The sequence below is a fragment of the Microbacterium shimangi genome (assembly GCF_043556445.1).
GTDB lineage: Bacteria > Actinomycetota > Actinomycetes > Actinomycetales > Microbacteriaceae > Microbacterium.
Genome location: NZ_JBIGII010000001.1, coordinates 49,046 through 71,204, shown reverse-complemented (window position 1 = coordinate 71,204; position 22,159 = coordinate 49,046). Strand labels below are relative to the sequence as shown.

Annotated in this window: 24 protein-coding genes; 15 read left to right on the top strand and 9 right to left on the bottom strand. The window is 69.2% G+C overall.

The window, feature by feature from the left end; genetic code table 11:
- The first annotated feature begins 211 nt into the window (after window positions 1-211).
- Window positions 212-481, top strand: coding sequence for a 30S ribosomal protein S15 (gene rpsO / locus ACFXQA_RS00360; protein ID WP_394517797.1), 270 nt, complete (start codon window positions 212-214; stop codon window positions 479-481).
- A gap of 185 nt (window positions 482-666) precedes the next feature.
- Here rpsO and ACFXQA_RS00355 read toward each other — a convergent pair whose 3' ends face one another.
- Window positions 667-1,689, bottom strand: coding sequence for an isopenicillin N synthase family dioxygenase (locus ACFXQA_RS00355; RefSeq protein WP_394517796.1), 1,023 nt, complete (start codon window positions 1,687-1,689; stop codon window positions 667-669).
- Between the two features lie 194 nt (window positions 1,690-1,883).
- On the opposite strand from ACFXQA_RS00355, the gene ACFXQA_RS00350 reads away from it, so the two are divergent.
- A complete protein-coding gene (locus ACFXQA_RS00350; protein WP_394517830.1) occupies window positions 1,884-3,089 on the top strand; it encodes an LLM class flavin-dependent oxidoreductase in 1,206 nt (401 codons plus the stop codon).
- Window position 3,090: 1 nt separating this feature from the next.
- On the top strand, window positions 3,091-3,783 hold the full coding sequence (locus ACFXQA_RS00345; protein WP_394517795.1) for an FMN reductase: 693 nt from the start codon (window positions 3,091-3,093) through the stop codon (window positions 3,781-3,783).
- A 9-nt stretch (window positions 3,784-3,792) separates the two neighbouring features.
- Here ACFXQA_RS00345 and ACFXQA_RS00340 read toward each other — a convergent pair whose 3' ends face one another.
- A complete protein-coding gene (locus ACFXQA_RS00340; RefSeq protein WP_394517794.1) occupies window positions 3,793-4,605 on the bottom strand; it encodes a DNA/RNA non-specific endonuclease in 813 nt (270 codons plus the stop codon).
- 47 nt (window positions 4,606-4,652) lie between these two features.
- Between ACFXQA_RS00340 and ACFXQA_RS00335 the strand changes: the two genes are divergently transcribed.
- A complete protein-coding gene (locus ACFXQA_RS00335; RefSeq protein ID WP_394517793.1) occupies window positions 4,653-5,414 on the top strand; it encodes a fructosamine kinase family protein in 762 nt (253 codons plus the stop codon).
- Here the strand turns inward: ACFXQA_RS00335 and ACFXQA_RS00330 are convergent.
- On the bottom strand, window positions 5,411-6,010 hold the full coding sequence (locus ACFXQA_RS00330; RefSeq protein WP_394517792.1) for a DedA family protein: 600 nt from the start codon (window positions 6,008-6,010) through the stop codon (window positions 5,411-5,413). The two genes, ACFXQA_RS00335 and ACFXQA_RS00330, sit on opposite strands and share 4 nt — an antisense overlap.
- 140 nt (window positions 6,011-6,150) lie before the next feature.
- Between ACFXQA_RS00330 and ACFXQA_RS00325 the strand changes: the two genes are divergently transcribed.
- Window positions 6,151-8,109 carry a GDSL-type esterase/lipase family protein gene (locus ACFXQA_RS00325; RefSeq protein ID WP_394517791.1) on the top strand — a complete coding sequence of 653 codons (1,959 nt, stop codon included), beginning with the start codon at window positions 6,151-6,153 and terminating at the stop codon, window positions 8,107-8,109.
- 31 nt (window positions 8,110-8,140) lie between these two features.
- Here ACFXQA_RS00325 and ACFXQA_RS00320 read toward each other — a convergent pair whose 3' ends face one another.
- Window positions 8,141-8,329: a DUF5302 domain-containing protein gene (locus ACFXQA_RS00320; RefSeq protein ID WP_394517790.1), complete on the bottom strand. Its 189-nt coding sequence runs from the start codon at window positions 8,327-8,329 to the stop codon at window positions 8,141-8,143.
- Between the two features lie 356 nt (window positions 8,330-8,685).
- Here ACFXQA_RS00320 and ACFXQA_RS00315 point away from each other — a divergent pair, with 356 nt between their 5' ends.
- The 3 genes from ACFXQA_RS00315 (at window position 8,686) to ACFXQA_RS00305 (ending at window position 12,915) form a co-directional block, all read left to right on the top strand.
- On the top strand, window positions 8,686-10,983 hold the full coding sequence (locus tag ACFXQA_RS00315; RefSeq protein WP_394517789.1) for a polyribonucleotide nucleotidyltransferase: 2,298 nt from the start codon (window positions 8,686-8,688) through the stop codon (window positions 10,981-10,983).
- A 225-nt stretch (window positions 10,984-11,208) separates the two neighbouring features.
- Entirely contained in the window at window positions 11,209-12,234 is a 1,026-nt protein-coding gene (locus tag ACFXQA_RS00310; RefSeq protein WP_394517788.1) for an aldo/keto reductase, read from the top strand.
- Window positions 12,235-12,312: 78 nt separating this feature from the next.
- Window positions 12,313-12,915, top strand: a complete 603-nt coding sequence (locus ACFXQA_RS00305; protein ID WP_394517787.1) for a histidine phosphatase family protein — start codon at window positions 12,313-12,315, stop codon at window positions 12,913-12,915.
- Window positions 12,916-13,014: 99 nt separating this feature from the next.
- Here the strand turns inward: ACFXQA_RS00305 and ACFXQA_RS00300 are convergent, their stop codons facing one another.
- Window positions 13,015-13,506: a GNAT family N-acetyltransferase gene (locus tag ACFXQA_RS00300; RefSeq protein WP_394517786.1), complete on the bottom strand. Its 492-nt coding sequence runs from the start codon at window positions 13,504-13,506 to the stop codon at window positions 13,015-13,017.
- 31 nt (window positions 13,507-13,537) lie between these two features.
- On the opposite strand from ACFXQA_RS00300, the gene dapB reads away from it, so the two are divergent.
- Window positions 13,538-14,368, top strand: coding sequence for a 4-hydroxy-tetrahydrodipicolinate reductase (gene dapB / locus ACFXQA_RS00295; protein WP_394517785.1), 831 nt, complete (start codon window positions 13,538-13,540; stop codon window positions 14,366-14,368).
- Entirely contained in the window at window positions 14,365-14,814 is a 450-nt protein-coding gene (locus ACFXQA_RS00290; RefSeq protein ID WP_394517784.1) for a hypothetical protein, read from the top strand. Before dapB ends, ACFXQA_RS00290 begins: the two co-directional genes overlap by 4 nt.
- A 14-nt stretch (window positions 14,815-14,828) precedes the next feature.
- Here ACFXQA_RS00290 and ACFXQA_RS00285 read toward each other — a convergent pair whose 3' ends face one another.
- The 4 genes from ACFXQA_RS00285 to ACFXQA_RS00270 all read right to left on the bottom strand — a co-directional run bounded on the left by ACFXQA_RS00285 (window position 14,829) and on the right by ACFXQA_RS00270 (window position 17,217).
- Entirely contained in the window at window positions 14,829-15,734 is a 906-nt protein-coding gene (locus tag ACFXQA_RS00285; RefSeq protein WP_394517783.1) for a TIGR01777 family oxidoreductase, read from the bottom strand.
- A complete protein-coding gene (locus tag ACFXQA_RS00280) occupies window positions 15,727-16,152 on the bottom strand; it encodes an OsmC family peroxiredoxin (protein WP_394517782.1) in 426 nt (141 codons plus the stop codon). Before ACFXQA_RS00280 ends, ACFXQA_RS00285 begins: the two co-directional genes overlap by 8 nt.
- 101 nt (window positions 16,153-16,253) lie before the next feature.
- Complete coding sequence (locus tag ACFXQA_RS00275) at window positions 16,254-16,787, bottom strand: DUF4395 domain-containing protein (protein ID WP_394517781.1); 534 nt, start codon at window positions 16,785-16,787, stop codon at window positions 16,254-16,256.
- Window positions 16,780-17,217, bottom strand: coding sequence for a TlpA family protein disulfide reductase (locus ACFXQA_RS00270; protein ID WP_394517780.1), 438 nt, complete (start codon window positions 17,215-17,217; stop codon window positions 16,780-16,782). Before ACFXQA_RS00270 ends, ACFXQA_RS00275 begins: the two co-directional genes overlap by 8 nt.
- A gap of 102 nt (window positions 17,218-17,319) precedes the next feature.
- Here ACFXQA_RS00270 and thyX point away from each other — a divergent pair, with 102 nt between their 5' ends.
- The 5 genes from thyX (at window position 17,320) to ACFXQA_RS00245 (ending at window position 22,153) form a co-directional block, all read left to right on the top strand.
- Window positions 17,320-18,069, top strand: coding sequence for an FAD-dependent thymidylate synthase (gene thyX, locus ACFXQA_RS00265; protein ID WP_394517779.1), 750 nt, complete (start codon window positions 17,320-17,322; stop codon window positions 18,067-18,069).
- Window positions 18,070-18,076: 7 nt separating this feature from the next.
- Window positions 18,077-18,841: an SDR family NAD(P)-dependent oxidoreductase gene (locus tag ACFXQA_RS00260; RefSeq protein WP_394517778.1), complete on the top strand. Its 765-nt coding sequence runs from the start codon at window positions 18,077-18,079 to the stop codon at window positions 18,839-18,841.
- A 43-nt stretch (window positions 18,842-18,884) separates the two neighbouring features.
- On the top strand, window positions 18,885-19,862 hold the full coding sequence (dapA, locus tag ACFXQA_RS00255; protein WP_394517777.1) for a 4-hydroxy-tetrahydrodipicolinate synthase: 978 nt from the start codon (window positions 18,885-18,887) through the stop codon (window positions 19,860-19,862).
- A 74-nt stretch (window positions 19,863-19,936) separates the two neighbouring features.
- Window positions 19,937-21,613, top strand: coding sequence for a ribonuclease J (locus tag ACFXQA_RS00250; RefSeq protein WP_394517776.1), 1,677 nt, complete (start codon window positions 19,937-19,939; stop codon window positions 21,611-21,613).
- A gap of 48 nt (window positions 21,614-21,661) precedes the next feature.
- A complete protein-coding gene (locus ACFXQA_RS00245; RefSeq protein WP_394517775.1) occupies window positions 21,662-22,153 on the top strand; it encodes a GNAT family N-acetyltransferase in 492 nt (163 codons plus the stop codon).
- Window positions 22,154-22,159 lie beyond the last annotated feature (6 nt).

Below are 22,159 nucleotides of genomic sequence, written 5' to 3'. Positions count from 1 at the left end.
CGTGGGGGGTATCGGATGCGTCGTCCGATATCCGCCGACGCCTGTCTGTCGTCCTACGGTGTGCGGCTCTGCCGAGGCCTTCCGACGAGGTTCACCGCAGCATCCGTTCGCTGGTAGACTCACACGGTTGCCGTTGGATCGGCCGCGGAGAAAGAGAGCCCACGCATTCGGCGTCGGGCGCCGCGCAACAAGCTGAAAGGGGATCCCATCTATGCCACTCGAATCTGAAGCCAAGAAGGCGATCATGGAAGAGTACGCGACGCACCCCGGTGACACCGGATCCCCCGAGGTGCAGGTCGCGATGCTGACGCAGCGCATCAAGGACCTCACCGAGCACCTCAAGGAGCACAAGCACGACCACCACTCTCGTCGTGGTCTGTTCTTGATGGTGGGTCAGCGCCGTCGTCTGCTCGGCTACCTCCAGGACATCGACATCGCACGGTACCGTTCGTTGATCGAGCGTCTCGGACTCCGCCGCTAAGCACCGCGCTCCTAGCGTTCATCGCTTTCTTCGAAGGCCTCCCCACGGTGTGGGGAGGCCTTCGTCATGCCCGGGCGCCTATCCAGAAACCGCGAGACCGCTTCTCGCCGACGAGACCCCTGCACGATGTCAGGGTCTCGCCGCGCGGAAGCGGTTTCGGTCGAAGGCGAGCGGATGCTGCGGCGTCAGGCCTTGGCGGCGGCGCGGGCGGCGACCAGGTCGGGGTGGTGGAGCGCCGCGACGTCGGGGTGCGCGCGCAGGCGCGACTTGAGCGCGTTCTCGCCGTAGGTCGCGTGGATGGGATTCGTGGGGTCTTCGGTGACGCCCCGAGCCGCGGCGGCGAGGTCGGCCGGCAGGTCGATGATCGGCAGGCGCGCGTCGAGTGCGGGGTTGAAGAAGAACGGCACCGAGATGCGGTCATCGGGGTATCGCGGGGAGATGACCCGGTGGTTCGTCGCGACGAGGTAGCCCTGGGTGGCGTACTCGAGCAGTTCGCCGATGTTGACCACGAACGACCCCGGCACCGGTGGGGCATCGACCCATTCGCCGTCGCGCTGCACCTGCAGCCCGCCCTTGCCGGGCTCGACCCACAGCAGGGTCAGCACGCCCGAGTCTTTGTGGGCGCCGACACCCTGCTGCGGAGTCGGATCGTCTTTGCCGGGGTATCGCACGATCTTGATCAGGGTCGAGGGGTCGCCGAAGTGTCGGTCGAAGTACTCCTCGTCGGCCCCGAGGGCGAGCGCCCACGCCCGCAGCAGCTTGCGCGCGATGCCGGTGAGCCGGTCATGCCATTCCGTGACCACCTCGCGCAGCTCGGGCTGGGCTTCGGGCCACAGGTTCGGGCCCGTGAGCCGCTCGTAGTCGGGTCCGCCGGGGTTGTCGATCGCGCTGCGTTCGGGGCCCACGTCGATCTGCTCGCGCCAGTCGACTTCGCCCTGGGTGCGTTCGCCGCCGATGCGGGTGTACCCGCGGAAGTGCGGGCTGCGAACGTTCTCGATGGCGAGCTTGTCGGCCTCGGGCAGTTCGAAGAACTCGCGCGCGACGCGGTTCAGCCGCGCTTCGAGCTCGGGGGTGACGCCCGTCCCGACGAGGTAGAAGAACCCGACGTCGTGGGTCGCGGTGCGCAGTTCATCCCGGAATCGGGCGGCAGCATCGGGCCCCTGGTCGAGAAGCGAGAGATCGAGAACGGGGAGATTCAGATCGGCCATGTGCCGAGACTAGGCGGGTGTCGAAGAGGGTCCGGGAATGTTGCAGAGGATTACCGCGCACGTCGAGGACGTAGGAGCGCGGGCGGGAATACTCTCGGGTCCGAGGCGTTACAGCGAGTGCATTCACGCGAATACAATTACCGAAGCGTGAGAGACGGAGACCGATCGTGAACGAGACGACCACCTGGCCGGGCATGCAGTTCGGCATCTTCTCGGTGGGAGACATCACCGAAGACCCCACGAACGGCAAGACGCCGAGCGAGGCCGAGAAGATCCGCGACACGATCACCGTCGCCCGTCACGCCGAAGAAGTGGGTCTCGACGTTTTCGCGTTGGGGGAGCACCACAACCCGCCGTTCTGGTCGTCGTCGCCCACGACGACGCTCGCCTACATGGCGGCGCAGACCGAGCGGTTGATCTTCACGACCTCGATGGCGCTCATCACGACGAATGACCCCGTGAAACTCGCCGAAGACTTCGCCATGCTCCAGCACGTGTCGGGCGGACGCGTCGACCTCATGCTCGGCCGTGGCAACACCGGTCCGGTCTACCCGTGGTTCGGCAAAGACATCCGGCAGGGCCTGCCCCTCGCGATCGAGAACTACGACCTGCTGCACCGGCTGTGGCGCGAAGACATCGTGGACTGGGAGGGGGAGTTCCGCACCCCGCTGCAGGGCTTCACCTCCACCCCTCGCCCTCTCGACGGCGTGCCCCCCTTCGTCTGGCACGGCTCGATCCGCACCCCCGAGATCGCCGAGCAGGCCGCGTACTACGGCAACGGATTCTTCGCGAACAACATCTTCTGGCCGAAGGAGCACTACCAGCGCCTCATCGCGCTCTACCGGCAGCGCTACGCCCACTACGGCCACGGAACGCCCGAACAGGCGATCGTCGGCCTCGGCGGCCAGGCCTTCATGGCCAAGAACTCGCAAGACGCCGTGGCGCAGTTCCGCCCCTACTTCGACAACGCCCCGGTCTACGGCCACGGCCCGAGCATGGAGGACTTCACGCAGATGACCCCCCTGACGGTGGGTTCGCCGCAGCAGGTCATCGACCGGTACGCGGGCATGCGCGACACGTTCGGCGACTACCAGCGCCAGCTCTTCCTCATCGATCACGCCGGGCTTCCGCTGAAGATCGTGCTCGAGCAGCTCGACATCCTCGGCGGAGAGGTCGTGCCCGTGCTCCGCAGGGAGCTCGCCGAGAACCGCCCGGCCGAGGTCCCCGATGCCCCCACGCACGCGAACCTCGTGGCCGCCACCTACGCCGACGGTGTTCCCCGTCAGGCGGTGCCGAAGGCCAACCGCGGAGACAACCTCACCGACGGCTCGCCGTACCGCGACACCCCCGCCCCCGTCGGAAGCGCCTTCGGGGCCGCAGCGACACGGACGGCGGTCTGACATGGCGGGTTTCGACTCCGAAGGCGGGCGCGGTGCACGACGCATCGCGGTCGTGACGGCCGGTCTCTCGAATCCGTCGACGACACGGATGCTGGGCGACCGACTCGCCGACGCCACGGTCGCGGCTCTTCGCGCGAAGAGCACCGCGTCAGAGCCGCTGGGCATCGAGACGACGGTCGAGGTGTTCGAGTTGCGCGACTTCGCACACGACATCACCAACAACCTGCTGACCGGCTTCGCCGCGCCCGCGCTCGAGACGATGATCAACGCCGTGGTGTCGGCCGACGCGATCATCGCCGTGACGCCGATCTTCTCGACGAGCTACTCGGGACTGTTCAAGTCGTTCGTCGACATCCTCGATCCCGACGCCCTCACCGGTACCCCCGTGCTTCTCGGGGCGAACGCCGGCACGGCTCGCCACTCTCTGGCACTCGACTACGCGATACGGCCGCTCTTCACCTACCTCCACGCGAACCCGGTGCCGACGGGAGTGTTCGCGGCTTCGAGCGACTGGGGGACCAACGCGGACGCCGTTGCGCCGCTCGGCGCCCGCATCGACCGCGGAGCACGTGAACTCGCCGAGGCGATCGCCGTGCGCACCCCGGTCCGCGAAGAAGACCCGTACGACCCGTCGGTCTATCTCGGCGAAGGTCGGTCGTTCGGTCACCTTCTCGGAGGCCGCAAGGGGGAGTGACCCCGCCGATCAGCGGAGCGCGATGTCGGGTGCCGAGGTGATCTCGCGCCACGGTGTGGGGCGCACCCCCGTGCGGGGCAGGACGTCTGCGTCCACGAGGGGTCCGAGGTCGACACCGGCAAGACCCGCGATATCGGAGATCGGCACCTGGAAAGTGCGGAAGGCGCCGAGGGGCGCGACCGCGGTGGCGCCCTGTCGCGTATCGACGAGCTCTGACTGGTCGAGCAAGAAGCCCGACGCGGCGAGGGGCGTGCCCGGGTCTGCGGTCGCCCAGGCGGCGATCTTCCAGAATCGGAGCGGCACGCGGATGCCGCGGTAGGGCGGGTCGTCGTCGCCGAGGATCGGCGCGGTGAACACCGAGACTCTCGTGTCGGTCGTCTCGGCGTACTCGAGCACGTGATCTTCGAGCCCCAGCCACAGCTCTTTGGACTGATTGAAACCGGCGGCCTGCGGGGCGGCGTTCGTGTAGAAGAACGTCGCCTCCGTCGCCCGCCGTGCCTCGTCGCTCTCGCCCCACCCGGGGTCGCGACGGCGGACGAGGTGGCCACGGTCGAGATCGTTGCGCGCGTAGACGTCGGGGCCGGTCTGCGTCTCGGCGGGCGCCCGAGGATCGAGGCGCCATTCCCCCGTGCGCGGCAGGTCGCGGACGCTCTCTCCGTCGATGTTCACGGCCGTCGTCCGCGCCAGCCGGCGGTCGAGGTCGAGCACCACCGTGAAGTGCGGGTAGGTGAGAGCCTGCGTCGGGGCAGACGACGTCGGCAGCGGCACGGCGGGACCGAGAAAGCCGGGGTCGTAGCCCTCGGTCGTGAGCGAAGCATCCATGGGCCCCATCTTCCCGGTGGGCGCCGACACCGCGACAGACTGGTGCGATGGAACAGTTCGTGAAGAACCGTCCCGACGCCCCCGCCGGTTTCTTCGAGGCCGAGGCCGCGGGGCTCGCCTGGCTGCGGGTCGCCGGCGGTGTGCGCGTCGTCGGGGTCGCCGAGGTCGGGCCGGGGCGCATCTCGCTCGAGCGCATCACCGAGAGCAGAGCGGATGCCGCGGCCGCAGCGGCGTTCGGCGCGGCGCTCGCCGTGACACACGACGCCGGAGCGGCCGCCTTCGGCAGCCCGCCCGAGGGGTGGGACGGCCCGGTGTTCATCGGCCGGCGACGCCAGCCGTCTCGGCCGACCGCGTCGTGGGGGTCCTTCTACGCCGAGCAGCGGGTGCGTCCCTTTCTCGAGGCGGCCGTCGCCGCGCGAAACCTCGACGGGGCGGGAGCCGCCGTGGTCGAGCGCGCGTGCGATCTCGTCGCGGCGGGCACGTTCGACGACGGTGACCGGCCGGCCCGTCTGCACGGAGATCTGTGGGCCGGGAACGTCCTGTGGTCGGCCGGTGGGGTCGTGATGATCGACCCGGCGGCACACGGCGGGCACCGCGAGACCGACCTGGCGATGCTCCGACTCTTCGGGTGTCCGTTCCTCGACGTCGTCCTGGCGGCCTACGACACGCAGCATCCGCTCGTCCCCGGCTGGCGCGAACGAGTGCCGCTCCACCAGCTGCATCCGCTCGCCGTGCACGCGGCCGGTCACGGCCCGGCCTACGGGGCAGCCCTGGTCGACGCCGCGCGGCGCACCCTGGCGCTCGGTTAGAGCCGGCCGGTCCGTCGTCCGCGGCGCGCGAGGAGGGCGTCGATGACCAGGCCGATGCCGAGTGCGAGGACCACCGAGATGATGACGGCGACGACCGGTCCGCCGGGGACGATCGTCGCGACCGCGGCGCCGATGAGGGCCTGGTACGACGCCCAGCCGAGGGCGGCGAGACCCGCGACCACGACGTAGCGCGGAGCGGGCACGCGCGAGGCGCCGGCGGTCAGGTTCACGGCGAGGCGCGCGAACGGAATGAAACGAGCGGTGAAGAGCACGAGCGCCGTGCGCTGGTCGAGTCGGGAGCGCGCCCACGAGAACGCCGCTTGAATGCGTGGTCGACGCATCCACCCCCAGCGTTCGAGGCCGACCCAGCGGCCCACGAGGTAGCAGCTCACGTCGCCCATCAGCGCGCCCGCCGTGGCGACGACGATCACGGCCGGGAGCGGCGGAGCGCCGTTCGAGACGGCGAGCGCTCCGAAAGCCGTCACCGCGGCCTCCCCGGGAATGATGACGAGGAACGCGTCGCCCAGCACGAGCAGGAACATCAACGGCAGCGCCCAGGGGTTCGTGGCCGCCTGCGCCAACACCTCGTCGATCACCCGGCTTGCCTACCACGTCCGTATGAACAGCGTGTCGGCACGCAACGGGCGGGTGACGCACGAGCGTAGATCAGGTGAACTCTCGGCGATCGGGGTGTTCCGGCGGTGCGGGCGGGTCGGGTTGGCCCCACCCTGGAGGCGTGAGAGTCGCGTTGCTCGCCGAATCCTTCCTTCCCCACATGAACGGGGTCACCGGTTCCGTTCTCCACGTCCTGCGTCATCTGAAGGCCGAGGGCCACGAAACACTCGTGATCGCCCCCCGCGCCGGTGAAGTGACGGCAGATCTCCACGGAGCACGCACCGAGCTGCTCCGATCGGTTCCCTTGCCGTCTTATCCGGAGGTGCGGGTCGTCTTCGCGCGTGCCGCTCGGCTGACCGCGCTTCTGCGGAGTTTCCAGCCCGACGTCGTGCACCTGGCCTCGCCGTTCGTGCTCGGTTGGCAGGGACTCGCCGCCGCCGATGCCTTGAACATCCCGACGGTCGCGATCTACCAGACCGATGTCGTCGCGTACGCGCAGAAGTACGGCATGCCCGCGGCGACCTCGTTCGTCGAGGGCCACGTCGCACGCCTGCACCGACGCGCGACGCTCACTCTCGCGCCTTCGTCGGCGTCGACCGCGCAGCTCGAAGCGCTCGGCGTCGACCGCATCCGCCGGTGGGGTCGTGGCGTCGACGCGGTCCGCTTCGATCCGCGGCACCGCAACGAGGCCTGGCGGCAGAGCATCGCCCCTGCCGGGGAAACCATCGTGGGGTACGTCGGACGCCTCGCTCCCGAGAAGCAGGTCGACGACCTGCGCGCCCTGGCGAACCTGCCGGGCACCCGCCTGGTCATCGTCGGCGACGGCCCGTCGAGAGCAGGGCTCGAACGGATGCTGCCCGACGCCGTCTTCACCGGGCACCTCTCGGGCGCGGAGCTCGGCGAGGTCATGGCCGGTTTCGACGTCTTCGTGCACCCCGGCGAGAGCGAGACCTTCGGGCAGACCATCCAAGAAGCACTTGCCAGCGGCGTGCCGGTGGTGGCGACCGGGGTCGGCGGGCCGCTCGATCTCGTGCGCAGCAGCATCGACGGCTGGCTCTACCGTCCGGGTGACCTCGACGACATGCGTGCCCGAGTCGCCGACCTCGTCGGCGACGAGGCGAAGCGTCGCGCTTTCGCGCTCGCCGCGCGCGAGAGCATCTCGGGTCGCACCTGGGACGCCCTGGGGTCTCAGCTCGTCGGCCACTACCGCGACGCGATCACGCTGCGCCCCATCGACGATGCCCTGCCCGCACGCGGGCGCACACGGCCCGCGATCGCCGAGACCGGGGTCTCGCGGCGGTGGACGCGATTCGTCGCCCTGGGCGACTCGATCACCGAGGGACTGTGCGACGGCTCCCGTATGCCCGACGGTCACTACCGCGGGTGGGCCGACCGGCTGGCGTCGCTCCTCGCGCAGACGAGCCCCGGGCCGTTCCGCTACGCGAATCTGGCCGTCCGCAGCCGCAAGATGAAAGATCTGCTCGACGAGCAGGTGCCTCATGCCCTGACGATGAAGCCTGACCTCGTCTCGATCCTGATGGGCTCGAACGACCTCGTCGGACCGCAGGTCAACATCCCGGCTCTCGTCGCTCAGCTCGAAGACGCCGTGCGTCAGGTGAGGGCCTCCGGGGCCGACGTGCTGCTGGCGACCGTCTTCCTCCCGCGACGCCGTGCGGCGATGCTGTTCGCGCGTCGGTTCGCCGCCTTCAACTCCGAGATGCGCCGGGTGGCGGCAGAGACCGGCGCCATGATGCTCGACCTCGAGGCCATGCCTGCTCTCAGCGAGCTGCCCATGTGGTCGGACGACAGAGTGCATCTGAGGCCCGCCGGGCATCGCCTGGTCGCCTATCGCGCGGCCGACGTGCTGGGCGTGCCCGATGCCGAAGCCCTCAGCGGTCTCGACGAGGCGTTCCACTCCGACGAGATGCCGCTGCCGGGCACCTGGCTGCGCCGAGATGCACTGCCGTGGGTATGGCGTCGGCTCCAGGGGCGAACGGCCGGCGACGGCCGCATCGCGAAGCACCTCTCCTACGTCGAGCTACCCGGTCGCGGTCGGCGCGGACGCGTTCCGAGCACCTGAATCCCGCTCCACGGCGGCAGCGGGCGTCGGCTCAGCCGCTCTTGCGGCGGCTGAAGTCGCGGTTGCCGCTCGCCGGGCCCTTCGTCGAGTGCACTGCGGAGTCACCGTCGAGGTGCGCCTCACCGGTGCGGTGCTGCGCGTTCTTCTTCTCGAGTGCCTCACGGAACTTGCGCTTCATGTCATCGGATGCTGCGCTCTCGGGCTTTTCCTCGGTACTCATGTCTCCACCCTAGGTCGGTCGGGGCGATCCGTACCAGACGCGCGGCGGTGGGCGCGGTGGTCGTCGGCGGATCGCGGGCGTCTTCACGGCGGAGAAGGGGGAGGCGCTGGTAGGCTTGGCCGGGTTGCCCAGGCAATCCGCTCAATTTCATATGAGCTCATGGAGCAGGCCGGCAGGACGCTGGTCCCCTGTGGTGGACTCCCCGTCGGTTTAGCCGGGTGGTCGTCTACTGGTGGCCAGTCGCCGGGATCTCACACGGATGCTGTCCGCGTGCCCTTTTCTGCCTGTTCCTGCTCCTTCGAATGATCTCGCTCGCGAAACGCGCGTGCGAGTCTAAACAAAGAAGGAGAGACCTCTTGGAAGGTCCTGAAATCACCGCCGCTGAAGCCGTTCTCGACAACGGCCGTTTCGGCACCCGCACCGTCCGCTTCGAAACCGGTCGACTGGCGCAGCAGGCACAGGGTGCCGTCGCCGCGTACCTCGACGAGGAAACGATGCTCCTCTCGGCCACCAGCGCCGGCAAGCACCCGCGTGAAGGCTTCGACTTCTTCCCGCTGACCGTCGACGTCGAAGAGCGTTCCTACGCCGCCGGCAAGATCCCCGGTTCGTTCTTCCGTCGCGAGGGCCGTCCCTCGACCGAAGCCATCCTCGTCTGCCGCCTCATCGACCGGCCGCTGCGTCCGTCGTTCGTCGACGGCCTCCGCAACGAGGTGCAGATCGTCATCACCGTGCTCTCGATCGCACCGGGCGAGTTCTACGACGCGCTGGCGATCAACGCAGCATCCCTCTCGACTCAGATCTCCGGTCTGCCCTTCTCGGGTCCGATCGCCGGTGTGCGCCTCGCGCTCATTCCCGGTGCCGGTGAGACCGCCGACCAGTGGATCGCGTTCCCCACCGTCACGCAGCTCGAAGAGGCCGTGTTCGACCTCATCGTCGCCGGTCGCGTCATCACCGACGCCAACGGTGTCGAAGACGTCGCGATCATGATGGTCGAAGCCGAAGCCACCGAGGGCAGCTGGAACCTCATCAAGGGCGGCGCGACCAAGCCCAACGAGCAGGTCGTCGCCGAGGGCCTCGAAGCCTCGAAGCCGTTCCTCAAGCAGCTCGTCGCCGCGCAGAACGCGGTCGCCAACACCGCGGCCAAAGAGATCAAGTCGTTCCCCGTCTTCCCGGCCTACAGCCAGGAGACCTACGACTTCGTCGCGGGCCGTGCCTACGACAAGCTCGTCCCGATCTACCAGATCGCCGACAAGCAAGAGCGTCAGGACGCCGACGAGGCATTGAAGGCCTCCGTCAAGGCAGAGCTCATCGCCGCTGTCGAAGCGGGCGAGCTGCCCGCCGTCGCGACGATCGAGTTCTCGGCCGCCTACAAGTCGGTCACCAAGATCATCGTGCGCGGGCGCATCCTCTCCGAGGGCGTTCGCATGGACGGTCGTGGCCTCGCCGACATCCGTCCGCTCGACGCTGAGGTGCAGGTCATCCCGCGCGTCCACGGTTCGGCGATCTTCCAGCGCGGTGAAACCCAGATCCTGGGCGTCACGACGCTGAACATGCTCAAGATGGAGCAGCAGATCGACTCGCTGTCGCCGATCACGCGCAAGCGCTACATGCACCACTACAACTTCCCGCCGTACTCGACCGGTGAGACCGGCCGCGTCGGAAGCCCGAAGCGTCGCGAGATCGGCCACGGCTTCCTCGCCGAGCGCGCGCTCGTTCCCGTGCTGCCCGCACGTGACGAGTTCCCGTACGCGATCCGTCAGGTCTCCGAGGCGCTCGGCTCCAACGGTTCGACGTCGATGGGTTCGGTCTGCGCGTCCACCCTCTCGCTCCTGAACGCCGGTGTGCCGCTGCGCGCCCCGGTCGCCGGTATCGCGATGGGTCTCGTCACCGACCAGGTCGATGGTCAGACCCGTTACGCGGCGCTGACCGACATCCTCGGTGCAGAAGACGCGCTGGGCGACATGGACTTCAAGGTCGCCGGAACGAGCGAGTTCATCACGGCCATCCAGCTCGACACGAAGCTCGACGGCATCCCGTCGTCGGTGCTCGCCGCAGCTCTCACCCAGGCCAAGGAAGCCCGCCTGACGATCCTCGGTGTTCTGAACGCCGCGATCGACGCTCCCGACGAGATGGCGCCGACCGCGCCGCGCGTCATCAGCGTGCAGATCCCGGTCGACAAGATCGGCGAGCTCATCGGCCCTAAGGGCAAGACGATCAACGCGATCCAGGATGAGACCGGCGCCGACATCTCCATCGAGGAGGACGGCACCGTCTACATCGGCGCCGTCGACGGTCCGTCGGCCGAGGCCGCTCGTGCGCAGGTGAACGCGATCGCCAACCCGACCAACCCCGAGGTGGGCGAGCAGTTCCTCGGAACCGTCGTGAAGATCGCGACCTTCGGTGCGTTCGTCTCGCTCCTCCCGGGCAAGGACGGACTGCTGCACGTCAGCGAGGTCCGCAAGCTCGCCGGCGGCAAGCGCGTCGAGAACGTCGAAGACGTGCTCTCGGTCGGCCAGAAGATCCTCGTGCGCATCACGAAGATCGACGACCGCGGAAAGCTGTCGCTCGAGCCCGTCACCGACGACCAGGAGGCCGCCGACCAGGAAGGCTCCGCCGCGGCGAGCGACGGACCCGAGGCTCCCGCCGAAGGCTGATCGACGCTCGGCCTCGATCGGCCGACACCACGTGAATGCCCGTTCCGCTTCGGCGGGGCGGGCATTCGCCGTTCGAAAGCGTTATCGAATATTTATCGGACGAGCGGGGCGGGCGGCGGTTGCGTCGGCAGCCTGCTTTACCCTCGAAATACGCGTGGGAACGCGGGCGCATCACGACTCACCTCCGTCCTTCTCCCGCGGAGTCGATCGTGAGGGAGTCGCGTGATGTCGGGGTTGAGCGTCGAAGGCACGACGCCCTTCGGCCCGCCCACCGCCGGGTTCGTTCATCCCTCCGCCCCCATCCCCGTGCAGGGCCCCGGCATCGGCCAGGGAGTGCGCGTCGCCCTCGGTGACACCGGCGCGAACGTCTTCCCCCTCTTCCTCGGTGCCGCCGAATTCGGGTGGAACGTCGACCTCGCTGAGAGCCACGCGATCCTCGACACCTACACCGAGCTCGGCGGCAACGCCGTCCATACCGCAGACAGCTACTCAGCAGGCCGCAGCGAGCACATCATCGGGCAGTGGATGCACTCTCGAGGCCTCCGCGACGAGATGGTTCTCGCCGTGCGGGTGGGCGGGCACCCCGACAACCCCGGTCTCGGTTCGGTGAACCTCGTGCGAGCGGTCGAAGCATCCCTCACCCGCCTCCTGACCGACCGCATCGATGTGCTGTACCTCGACGCGACGAGCGACCGGGCGGCTGTCCTCGAAGACACCCTCGCCACAGCGGAGTGGTTGGTCGAGTCGGGAAAGGTCCGGGCCGTGGGCGCCTACGGGTACAGCGCGGCCCAGTTGGTCGAGGCCCGCATCCTCTCGTCGGCGGGCTACCCCCGCATCACCGTTCTCGACGCGCCCTACAACGTCTTGCGTCGCGACGACTTCGAGGGCGACCTGCGGCTCGTCGCCGGTGCGCAGGCGATGGCCTTCACCCCGTCGCACGCGCTCGAGCACGGGTTCCTCGCCGGCGGTCATCGCACCCGCCCGAGCGTCGTCCGTTCGGTGCGCGGCGCGCAGCTCACGGCGAGCCTCAACCGTCGCGGAAGCAGAACCCTGCGGGCGCTCGACGTGGTCGGCGCCGAATTGGGCCTGCCGAACGCGGCGGTCGCCGTCGCGTGGCTCCTCGCGCAGAAGGTCGTCACGGCGCCCATCGTGAACGCCTTCGCCGCGGAGCACGTGGAAGAGCTCATCCAGGGCGTCGGCGTGCGTCTCAGCCGCGCGCACCTCGCAGATATCGCACGCGCTGTCCAGTAGCCCCCACGCGATGCAACCCGTGACGTAGGGTGAAAGCCGTGCCATCGAGCACGCCACCCGACGACGAATCGAGTTGACGTGACGCACTACCTCTACCTGGTACGGCACGGCGAACACCAAGACGCTGAGCACGGCCTCACCGACGGACCACTCTCGCCGCGGGGCATGCGCCAGGCGGCCCTGGTCGCCGACAGGCTCTCGGGGGTTCCGCTCGAGGCCGTGTGGCACTCACCGCTCGAGAGGGCAGCGCAGACGGCGGCAGCTGTTGCGGCGAGGCTGCCTTCGGTGTCGCCTCTGCCTTCTGCTCTGCTCTTCGACTGCGTGCCGACGGGCATGACCGACGACACCCCCGGAGCTTACGAACCGTTCTTCGGAAGCGTGACCGAGGCCGAGGTCGACGCGGGGAGCGCGCAGATGGCCGATGCGACGAGCGAGTTCCTCGTGCGCAAACCCGGCGAGGTGCACGAACTCCTCATCACGCACAACTTCGTCATCGCCTGGTTCGTCCGTGAGGTGCTGCAGGCGCCCGACTGGCGCTGGATGACACTGAATCAGGCCCACTGCGGCCTGACGGTGCTCTCGCAGCGAAAGGGGCGCCCCTGGACGATGCTCACCCACAACGACCTGGCGCACCTGCCCTTCGAACTCCGCACGGGCCTTCCCGAGACCATCCCGGTCTGAGTCGCGCCGGCCCGCCCGCGGGCTTTCGGCCGGCACGCGGGCAACTCCCGCCCCGAACGCCGCGTCTCGCGCGATAGCCCGCGTCTGGGTGGGCGAAGATCAGTGCGCGGCGGGCGGATGCTGCGCGCCGAGCGCCTTGCGGTACCACCGCGTCGCGTTCGTGTTGTCGTTGTACGCCTCGATCTGTTCGTACCCCGAGCGGGCGTACAGGCCACCGGCGGCCTCGAGGGTGTGGTGCGTGTCGAGGACGACCTCGTTCGCGCCGAACCCGGCGGCTCTCGTCTCGAGGTCGGCGAGCAGCATCCGTCCCCAGCCGCGCCCGCGTCCCGCATCGCAGACGAAGAGATGCTTCACCTCGTAGCGCGTACCGGCGGGCCCGTCGGCGACCCGGCGGATGCCGCCGCAGCCGACGGGCTCCTCGCCGTCGTACAGCACGACGAACATCCCGGCCGGCTCGACGAAGACCGTCGGATCGGGGAACGTCGTGCGGTACGTACCGCCGGGGAAGATCGACGCCCGAAGGGCGAAGTACTCCTCGAGGAGGGCGTGCGCGTCGGCCTGGTCGACCGGCACGGGGCGGATCTCGGTCATGCGTCGAGAGTACCGCCGTAGGCTGGAGCACATGACGACGCGCGTGACCATCGTGGGGGGTACGGGCAAGCTCGGCGGAGTGATCCGCGAGGTCGTCGAATCGGAGCCCGGCTTCGAGGTCGCCGGGGTCCTGACGTCGCGCTCCGACCTGAGCGAGATCGCCGGAGCGGACCTCGTCGTCGACGCGTCGACTCCGGCCGTGTCGATCGACGTCATCCGGGCGGCCGTCGACCTCGGCATCAACGTCCTCGTCGGCACCTCGGGGTGGTCGAGCGAGCGGATCTCCCTCGTGCGACCCCTCGTCGAGAAGGCGGGCACGGGCGTCGTCTTCATTCCGAACTTCTCGCTCGGGTCGATCATCGGCAGCGCACTCGCGGCAGCGGCCGCTCCTTTCTTCGCATCGATCGAGATCGTCGAGGCGCACCGCGACACGAAGATCGACTCGCCCAGCGGCACGGCAGTGCGAACGGCCGAGATGATCGCCGCGGCCCGTTCCGCCGCCGGTCCCGTCGAGTCTCCGCACGCCGACCAGCGGGCGCGCGGCCAGCAGGTCGCGAGCGTTCCGATCCACTCCCTTCGGCGTCCGGGCGTCGTAGCGCGGCAAGAAACGGTGCTGTCGGGGCCGGGGGAGTCGCTCACCGTCGTTCACGACACGATCGAACCCGCGCTCGCCTACGCCCCGGGCATCCGCATCGCCCTGGCCGCGGCCCGCGACGCCCGTGGCGTGGTCATCGGGCTCGATAACTTCATCGACCTCGGACTCCGGACGCCTCGAGAGTGGGCGGCCGCACCGATCGACGACGCCGGGGTGCCCGGCCAGGTGGCCACCGCGACGGCGTTCGACCGCCCCACCGACGCATGAGCGCCCGCATCGGCGTCGCCGTCATGGCGGTGCTCCTCGTGCTCTACATCGCACTCGTCGGTCAGCGCGCGTGGTTGCTGTTCACCAGCGGCGACGGCGTCGCGATCGCGCTGGGGGCAGCGCTGGTGGTGCTGCCGATCCTCGCCGTCTGGGGTCTGGGGCGCGAGCTGTGGTTCGGCTTCCGTGCAGAGCGGCTCGGTGCGCGGCTCGCGGCCGACGGCGCGCTGCCCGACGAAGAGCTCGCCGTGCGGCCCAGCGGACGCGTCGAGCGTGTCGACGCGGATGCGCTCTTTCCGACCTATCGCGCCGACGTCGAGGCGAATCCCGACGACTGGCGCGCGTGGTACCGGCTGGGTCTGGCGTACGACGGCTCCGGAGACCGGCGCCGCGCTCGAGGCGCCATCCGCACCGCCATCAAGCTCGAGACGGCGGCGCGACACCCCTGACGAGAGGCCCGCCCTCAGGCTGCGGGCACGGCGTGCGCGACCGCCTCTTCGACGGTGGGGTGGGCGAAAGTGAAGCCGGTGTTCGTGAGCACGGCGGGCGTGACATCCGCGTCCGACGTCAGCAGCCCCTCCGTCGCATCGGGGCCGAGCGCGAGCTTCACGGCGAAGATCGGCGCGCGCAGCGCGTAGGGGCGGTTCATGCGGCGAGCGAGCGCGAAGCCCAGGTCGTTGGCCGTCGCGCGCGTCGGACCGTTCAAGTTGACGGGTCCGTCGATGTCGCCGTCGATGACGTGGCGGATGGCGGCGACCTCGTCGTCGAGTGAGATCCACGGCCACACCTGGGTACCGCGACCGATCGGCCCCGACACGCCCAGCTTGGTGAGCAGCAGCAACGGCTTCAGCACGCCTCGCGCGTGCACGACGGGAGCCGTCCGCAGAAGGGCGACGCGCGTGGCGTCACCGGCACCGCGGGCCGCGGCCTCCCATTCCTGCGTGAGGTCGGCGAGGAAACCTCCGCCGCGCGGTGACTCCTCGGTGAGCGTGATACCGGGTGCCGAACCGTAGAAGCCCGTAGCCGATGCGCTGAGGAAGGCGGGGGCATCCGTCCCCAACGCGCGGACGGCCTTCGCCAGCGTCCGCGTGGGCGTGATCCGCGACCAGAGCAGCGTGCTCTTGTACGCGGTCGTCCAGGGGAATCTGCCGATACTCGCACCGTTCAGGCTGACGACGGCATCGGCGCCCTCTATGGCCGACGGGGGGAGGGGTGCAGCATCCGACAACCACTCGATCTCGTGGGCGTTCGCGGCCGGTCGACGCACGAGCGTCGTGACCTCGATGCCGTCGGCGCGAAGCGACGCGACCAGCGCCTCCCCGATCAGGCCGGATGCCCCGGCGACGACGACGCGTCGGGTGTCAGGCAAGCGTCGCCTCGAGGGTGATCTCGATGCCCGCGAGCGCCTGCGAAACGGGGCAGTTCGCCTTCGCGTCCTGCGCGATCGCATCGAAGGCCGCGGCGTCGATGCCGGGCACGACCGCGTTGACGTTGAGGTGGCTGCCGCTGATGCCGGTACCGGGCTTGAAGGTGACGGATGCTGTCGCGTTGATCGATTCGGGGGGCGTGCCGTTCTCGGCGAGAGCGTTCGAGAGCGCCATGCTGAAGCACGCGGAGTGTGCGGCGGCGAGCAGCTCTTCGGGGGTGGTGACGGAGCTGGAGCCCTCGCTGCGGGCCTTCCAGTCGACGTCGAACGTTCCCACGTGGGACGTGGCGAGTTCGACGGTGCCGGAGCCCTCGAACAGGCTGCCTTTCCAGGCGGTTTTGGCTTCGCTGGTGACGGACATCGTGACCTCCCGGGTACGACAGCAAGACGCTGTGTCGTCAGCCTAGCGACGGGCCGTGCGCGTGCCGATGCCTCGACACTGCCCGGCCCTCGTGGTAGCCGTCAGACGGCGGGGCGGGCGCGGCCGACGATGCCGCCGCGCTGCAGCACGAGGTAGAGCTGGCACCCGAGGCAGAGTCCGAACACCGCGTTGAGGAACGCGGCGGCGAACGCCATCGCCGCGGCGATGGGCAGTGCCCAGGGCACCCCGGCCAGCTGGAGGACGAGACCGACGGTGACCACGAACAGGCCGACACCCTGAGCGAAGCGCGGCGGGCGGGGGTCTTCGAGGTCACGCGGCGGCGACAGACGAGGCCGGACGACCCGGCGGAACAGCAAGGCCCAGGGCGCCGTCCGCGGCGAGATGACCCCCCACAGGAACAGGGCGGCGATGACGAGGAGCAGGAGGAAGGCCGGGTCGGCGATCCGCTGGACGACGGACGCCGCGGGCAGTGCCCACGCGTCGGCGCCGCCGCTGCGTCGCGTCGAAAGCCCCGTCAGCGATACGACGACGGCCACGGCCAGCAGAAGAGCCGTGACGCTCGCGACGAAGCGGGGTCCGCGAGGGTCGATACCGCGAGACGGGGAGTCAGACACCGGCGGGCTCCTCGGCGAGTCGGGCGAGTTCCAGCTGCACGACGTGCGGATTCGGCACCCCGCCGATGCGGGACTGCACGGCCCCGCGACGGTCGAGGATGAGAGTCGTCGGTGTCTGCATCACGTGGAAATGCCGGGCGATATCAGGACGATGCGTGAGATCGATGTCGAGATGCCGAACGCCCTCGTGTGTCGAGGCGAGCGCCGAAAGAGTGCGGTGAACACCAGGGCACCGCGCGCACAACTCGGTGCTGAACTGCAGAAGTGTCGCCTGCTCACCGAGGCCGTCGGCGCCCAGTCGTCGTGGCTCAACTAGCTCCGACGAGGCATTTCGGCTCACACGACCCTGCCGTGCACGCAGGGTGAGCCCGATGGCCACCGTGACCGCGAGTAGCGCGGTGAGGCCGATCAGAGCTTCGACGAGAGTCATAGCAGTCCACGCTAACGGGTGACAGCCGTCGGCGGGCCGCCGCGTCCACAGATGACAGCGTGCCCGCGCCGAGGCCCGGGCGCTGCGGATAAGGTGGCACGCGTGAGCGACGCCGAACCCAGCCCCGCGACCGAGATCCAGTTCCGCAGCGATGTGACCGTCGAGTTGGTGCGCGCCAGCGCCAGCGACGCCGACGTCTTGTTCGCCGCCCGTGTGTCGACACAGGGCGAGCAGACACTCGACGAAGCGCAGGCCGGCACCGAGGCGACCGCGAAAGACCGTGGTCTGATCAACTATCTGATGCGCGACCGTCACGGTTCGCCCTTCGAGCACAACTCCATGACGTTCTACGTCCAGGCGCCGATCTTCGTGTTCCGCGAGTTCATGCGCCACCGCATCGCGTCGTACAACGAAGAGTCGGGCCGCTACCGCGAGCTGCGCCCGGTGTTCTACGTGCCCGCCCCCGACCGCAATCTGCTGCAGGTGGGCAAGCCCGGTGCCTACGAATTCCTCCCCGGCACTCCCGAGCAGTACGCGCTGGTCGACACCGCGACCCGCGACGCGTCGGAGATCGCTTTCATGGCCTACCAGCGGATGCTGGACGCCGGTGTCGCCCGAGAGGTCGCCCGTATCGTTCTGCCGTTGAACATCTACTCGTCGATGTACGTCACGATGAACGCACGGTCGCTGATGAACTTCCTCTCCCTCCGCACGAAGGTGGAGGGCACCCACTTCCCGTCGTTCCCGCAGCGCGAGATCGAGATGTGCGCCGAGAAGATGGAAACCATCTGGACCGAGCTCATGCCCCTGACCCACTCGGCGTTCAACGCCAACGGCCGCGTCTCGCCGTAGGTCGGTCGTGGCTCGTACGGCACTGATCACGGGCGCGAGCTCCGGGCTCGGCGCCGAGTTCGCCCGCCAGCTGGCGGCGCGCGGAATGGACGTCGTGCTCGTCGCACGCTCCCGCGCAGCGCTCGATGCCGTTGCGACCGAGATCCGAGGGGCCGGCGCGAGCGGGGTGGAGGTGCTGGTCGCCGACCTCCTGCAGCCCGACCAGCGCGACGCGGTCGTCGCGCGCTTGGTCGATGCGCAGCATCCGATCGACATGCTCGTGAACAACGCCGGGTACGGCCTCGACCTGTCGTTCGAGGCCAACGACATCGACGAAGAGGTGCGCCACCTCTCCCTCCACGTGGAGGTGTCGATGCGGCTCGTGCGCGCCGTGCTCCCCGGGATGCTGCAGCGGGGGAGCGGTCGGATCGTGAACGTCGCCTCGGTCGCGGGTTTCATGCCCCGGGGCACCTATGGCGCGGCCAAAGCGTGGCTGCTCAACTTCAGCCGCTGGGCGAACGTCCGCTACGGCCCCGAGGGGGTCACGGTCACCGCTGTCGCGCCCGGGTTCGTGCACACCAACTTCCACGAGCGACTCGGTCTCCCGCCGGGCGAAGAGGGTGTTCCGCGAGGCATGTGGCTGCAGGCGCACCGCGTCGTCTCGGAGGCGCTCCGCGACGTCGCTCGGGGGCGGTCGGTGTCGATCCCGTCGCTCCGGTACAAGGCGCTGGTCACGCTGGCGCGGCTGTTGCCCGACGCTCTCGTGCAGAGGGCGGCCGAACGCGGGCGTTGAGCGCGGACGGCGGCGAGGCGGCCTCGACCGATACCCTGGAACCATGACGCACACGGGAAATCCTTTCGGACAGGTTCTCGTCGCGCTCGTCACACCGATGACGGCCGACGGCGAAGTCGATTGGCCCGCCGTCGAGAAGCACATGGACGCCGTCATCTCGGCCGGGGCCGACGGCCTGGTCGTCACGGGCACCACGGGTGAGACCTCGACGTTGACCGACCCCGAGAAGATCCGCCTCGTCGAGGTCGGCAAAGACGTCGCAGCGGGTCGGGCGAAGATCATCACGGGTGGCGGGTCGAACGAGACCGCTCACGCCATCGAGCTCTACCGCGCGAGCGAGAAGGCCGGCGCCGACGGCATCATGATCGTCACGCCGTACTACAACAAGCCGACGCAGGCGGGCATCCTCACGCACTTCCGCCTTGTGGCCGACGCCACCGACCTGCCGACGATCCTGTACGACATCCCGGGGCGCACCGGGGTGCCGATCCGGTACGAGACGATCCTGCGGCTCGCGAAGCATCCGAACATCCTCGCCATCAAAGACGCCAAGGGCGACTTCAGCGAAGTCAGCCGCGTGCTGAACCAGACCGACCTCATGTACTTCTCCGGTGACGACGCGAACGTGCTGCCGCACCTCGCCATCGGCGCCGCCGGACTCATCGGCGTCACCGCGAACATCGCGGCGGCTCCGTACCGGACGATCGTCGACGCGGTCAACCGCGGCGACCTGGCCACCGCCACTGCCGAGCATCAGCGGCTCGAGCCGCTCGTCCGGGCCGTCATGACGCACGTGCCGGGCACGGTGTCGGCGAAGTACATCCTGCACGGCCTCGGCCGCATCGGGAGTCCGCGCGTGCGTCTGCCGCTCGTGGGCCCCGAAGAGTGGGAGGCCGCGGCCATCGAAGACGAGCTCGCGCTCGTCCGCGGCGTCACCGGCGCCGATTTCTCCAACTTCCGCCCTGACCGCAACGCCGCCGCAGGTGGCGCGCTGCCGAAGGTGCACGGTACGACCAGATGAAAGACGCCCGCGCGGAAGAGCCGCGCGGGCCCACGAGCGGAGGCGGCGAACGCCGCATCCCGAGGAGGCAAACCATGCCCACCACCGTTTACGACCCGCCCGCTTTGGCGCCCGGCACGCTTCGCGTCTACCCGCTGGGCGGACTCGGCGAGGTCGGCCGCAACATGACCGTCTTCGAGTACGAGGGCAAGCTGCTCATCGTCGACTGCGGCGTGCTCTTCCCCGAGGAGCACCAGCCGGGGGTCGACCTGATCCTTCCCGATTTCGAGCCCATCAAGCATCGGCTCGACGACATCGTCGGCATCGTCCTCACCCACGGGCACGAAGACCACATCGGCGCGGTGCCCTACCTGCTCAAGCGCAAGAGCGACCTGCCCCTCATCGGCTCGGGACTCACCCTGGCGCTGATCGAGGCGAAGCTCAAAGAGCACCGCATCAAGCCCTACACCCTGACCGTTACCGAGGGCCAGCGCGAGCAGGTCGGCCCGTTCGACCTCGAGTTCATCGCGGTGAACCACTCGATCCCCGACGCTCTCGCCGTGGCGATCCGCACGCCCGCGGGCCTCGTGCTCGCCACCGGCGACTTCAAGATGGACCAGCTGCCGCTCGACGGGCGCATCACCGACCTCCGCGCCTTCGCCCGCCTCGGTGAAGAAGGAGTCGACCTGTTCCTGGTCGACTCCACCAACGCCGAGGTGCCGGGGTTCACCCCCACCGAGCGCAGCATCGGGCCGGTGCTCGACCAGGTCATCGCCAAGGCGCCGCGCCGGGTCATCGTCGCGAGCTTCTCGAGCCACGTGCATCGTGTGCAGCAGGTGCTGGATGCGGCGGCGGCCAACGGGCGTCGTGTGGCACTCATGGGACGCAGCATGGTGCGCAACATGACGATCGCCGAGCAGCTCGGTTACCTGAACGTCCCCGACGGCATCTTGATCGACTACAAGAAGGCCCGCGATCTGCCCGACGACAAGATCGTCTACATGTCGACGGGTTCGCAGGGCGAGCCGATGGCCGTCCTCAGCCGCATGGCGAACCTCGACCACGAGATCGAGCCCGGGCCCGGCGACACGGTCATCCTCGCGTCGAGCCTCATCCCCGGCAACGAGAACGCCGTCTACAGGGTCATCGACGGCCTGACGAAGCTGGGCGCGAACGTCGTGCACAAGGGCAACGCCAAGGTGCACGTCTCCGGTCACGCCGCCGCGGGTGAGCTGCTCTACTGCTACAACATCTTGAAGCCGCGCAACGTCCTCCCCATCCACGGGGAGTACCGCCATCTGACGGCGAACGCCAAGCTCGCGCAAGAGACGGGCATCCCCGCCGAGCGCACGATCCTGGGCGAGAACGGCGTCGTGGTCGACCTGCGCGACGGCGTCGCCAAGGTCGTCGGGCAGCTGCACATCGGTTTCGTGTACGTCGACGGGTCGACCGTGGGCGAGATCACCGATGCCGACCTGAAAGACCGTCGCATCCTCGCCGAGGAGGGCTTCATCTCGGTCATCGTCGTCGTGGACTCGGCCACCGGGCGCATCGTCACCGGGCCCGAGATCCACGCGCGCGGTTTCGCCGAGCACGACGCGGTCTTCGAGAACGTCAAGCCGAAGATCACCGCGGCGCTCGCCGAGGCCGCCAAGTCGGGCGTGCGCGACCCGCACGCGCTGTCGCAGATCGTCAGGCGCACGGTCGGGCGCTGGGTCAACCAGTCGCTGCGCCGCCGGCCGATGATCGTGCCGCTCGTCATCGAGGCGTAAGAACTCGACCGAGGAGGCGGGTGTGCGGGGATCGCTAGGATTCCGGGCATGCCCGCCTTCGTCGTTCGTGCCGCGTCGCAGGCCGACGGTGCGTTCCTCGCCGACATGGTCGTCGAGGCGGCGAACTGGCGTGCGGGGGCGGCGCGCCCCCGCCACGAGGTGATCTCGTCGCCCGACTACCAGCGGTACCTGATCGGGTGGATGCGGCCGGCCGATGCGGGATTCGTCGCCGAGTCCGACACCGGTGAGGCGGTCGGTGCGGCGTGGTACCGGCTGTTCCCCCGCGGGGAGCCCGGGTTCGGTTACGTCGGCACCGGTGTCCCCGAGCTCGTCATCGGCGTCCGTCCGATCTGGCGGGCGCACGGGATCGGACGGATGCTGTTGCAGCGGCTCGCCGACGACGCGCGTTCGCGCGGATACGCCCGGCTGAGCCTCAGCGTCGAGCGGGGCAACTTCGCCACGGTCCTGTACCGCTCCGAGGGTTTCGCTGTCACGCAGAGCGGCATCGGGCGGGACACCATGGTCAAGCGCCTGCGCTGATCGCGC

Bases quoted from the DNA above. Each gene is read 5' to 3' on its own strand.
- rpsO (WP_394517797.1), top strand. From the start codon at position 212: ATGCCACTCGAATCTGAAGCCAAGAAGGCGATCATGGAAGAGTACGCG.
- ACFXQA_RS00355 (WP_394517796.1), bottom strand. From the start codon at position 1,689: ATGGCCGATCTGAATCTCCCCGTTCTCGATCTCTCGCTTCTCGACCAG.
- ACFXQA_RS00350 (WP_394517830.1), top strand. From the start codon at position 1,884: ATGCAGTTCGGCATCTTCTCGGTGGGAGACATCACCGAAGACCCCACG.
- ACFXQA_RS00345 (WP_394517795.1), top strand. From the start codon at position 3,091: ATGGCGGGTTTCGACTCCGAAGGCGGGCGCGGTGCACGACGCATCGCG.
- ACFXQA_RS00340 (WP_394517794.1), bottom strand. From the start codon at position 4,605: ATGGATGCTTCGCTCACGACCGAGGGCTACGACCCCGGCTTTCTCGGT.
- ACFXQA_RS00335 (WP_394517793.1), top strand. From the start codon at position 4,653: ATGGAACAGTTCGTGAAGAACCGTCCCGACGCCCCCGCCGGTTTCTTC.
- ACFXQA_RS00320 (WP_394517790.1), bottom strand. From the start codon at position 8,329: ATGAGTACCGAGGAAAAGCCCGAGAGCGCAGCATCCGATGACATGAAG.
- ACFXQA_RS00310 (WP_394517788.1), top strand. From the start codon at position 11,209: ATGTCGGGGTTGAGCGTCGAAGGCACGACGCCCTTCGGCCCGCCCACC.
- ACFXQA_RS00300 (WP_394517786.1), bottom strand. From the start codon at position 13,506: ATGACCGAGATCCGCCCCGTGCCGGTCGACCAGGCCGACGCGCACGCC.
- dapB (WP_394517785.1), top strand. From the start codon at position 13,538: ATGACGACGCGCGTGACCATCGTGGGGGGTACGGGCAAGCTCGGCGGA.
- ACFXQA_RS00290 (WP_394517784.1), top strand. From the start codon at position 14,365: ATGAGCGCCCGCATCGGCGTCGCCGTCATGGCGGTGCTCCTCGTGCTC.
- ACFXQA_RS00280 (WP_394517782.1), bottom strand. From the start codon at position 16,152: ATGTCCGTCACCAGCGAAGCCAAAACCGCCTGGAAAGGCAGCCTGTTC.
- ACFXQA_RS00270 (WP_394517780.1), bottom strand. From the start codon at position 17,217: ATGACTCTCGTCGAAGCTCTGATCGGCCTCACCGCGCTACTCGCGGTC.
- dapA (WP_394517777.1), top strand. From the start codon at position 18,885: ATGACGCACACGGGAAATCCTTTCGGACAGGTTCTCGTCGCGCTCGTC.
- ACFXQA_RS00250 (WP_394517776.1), top strand. From the start codon at position 19,937: ATGCCCACCACCGTTTACGACCCGCCCGCTTTGGCGCCCGGCACGCTT.
- ACFXQA_RS00245 (WP_394517775.1), top strand. From the start codon at position 21,662: ATGCCCGCCTTCGTCGTTCGTGCCGCGTCGCAGGCCGACGGTGCGTTC.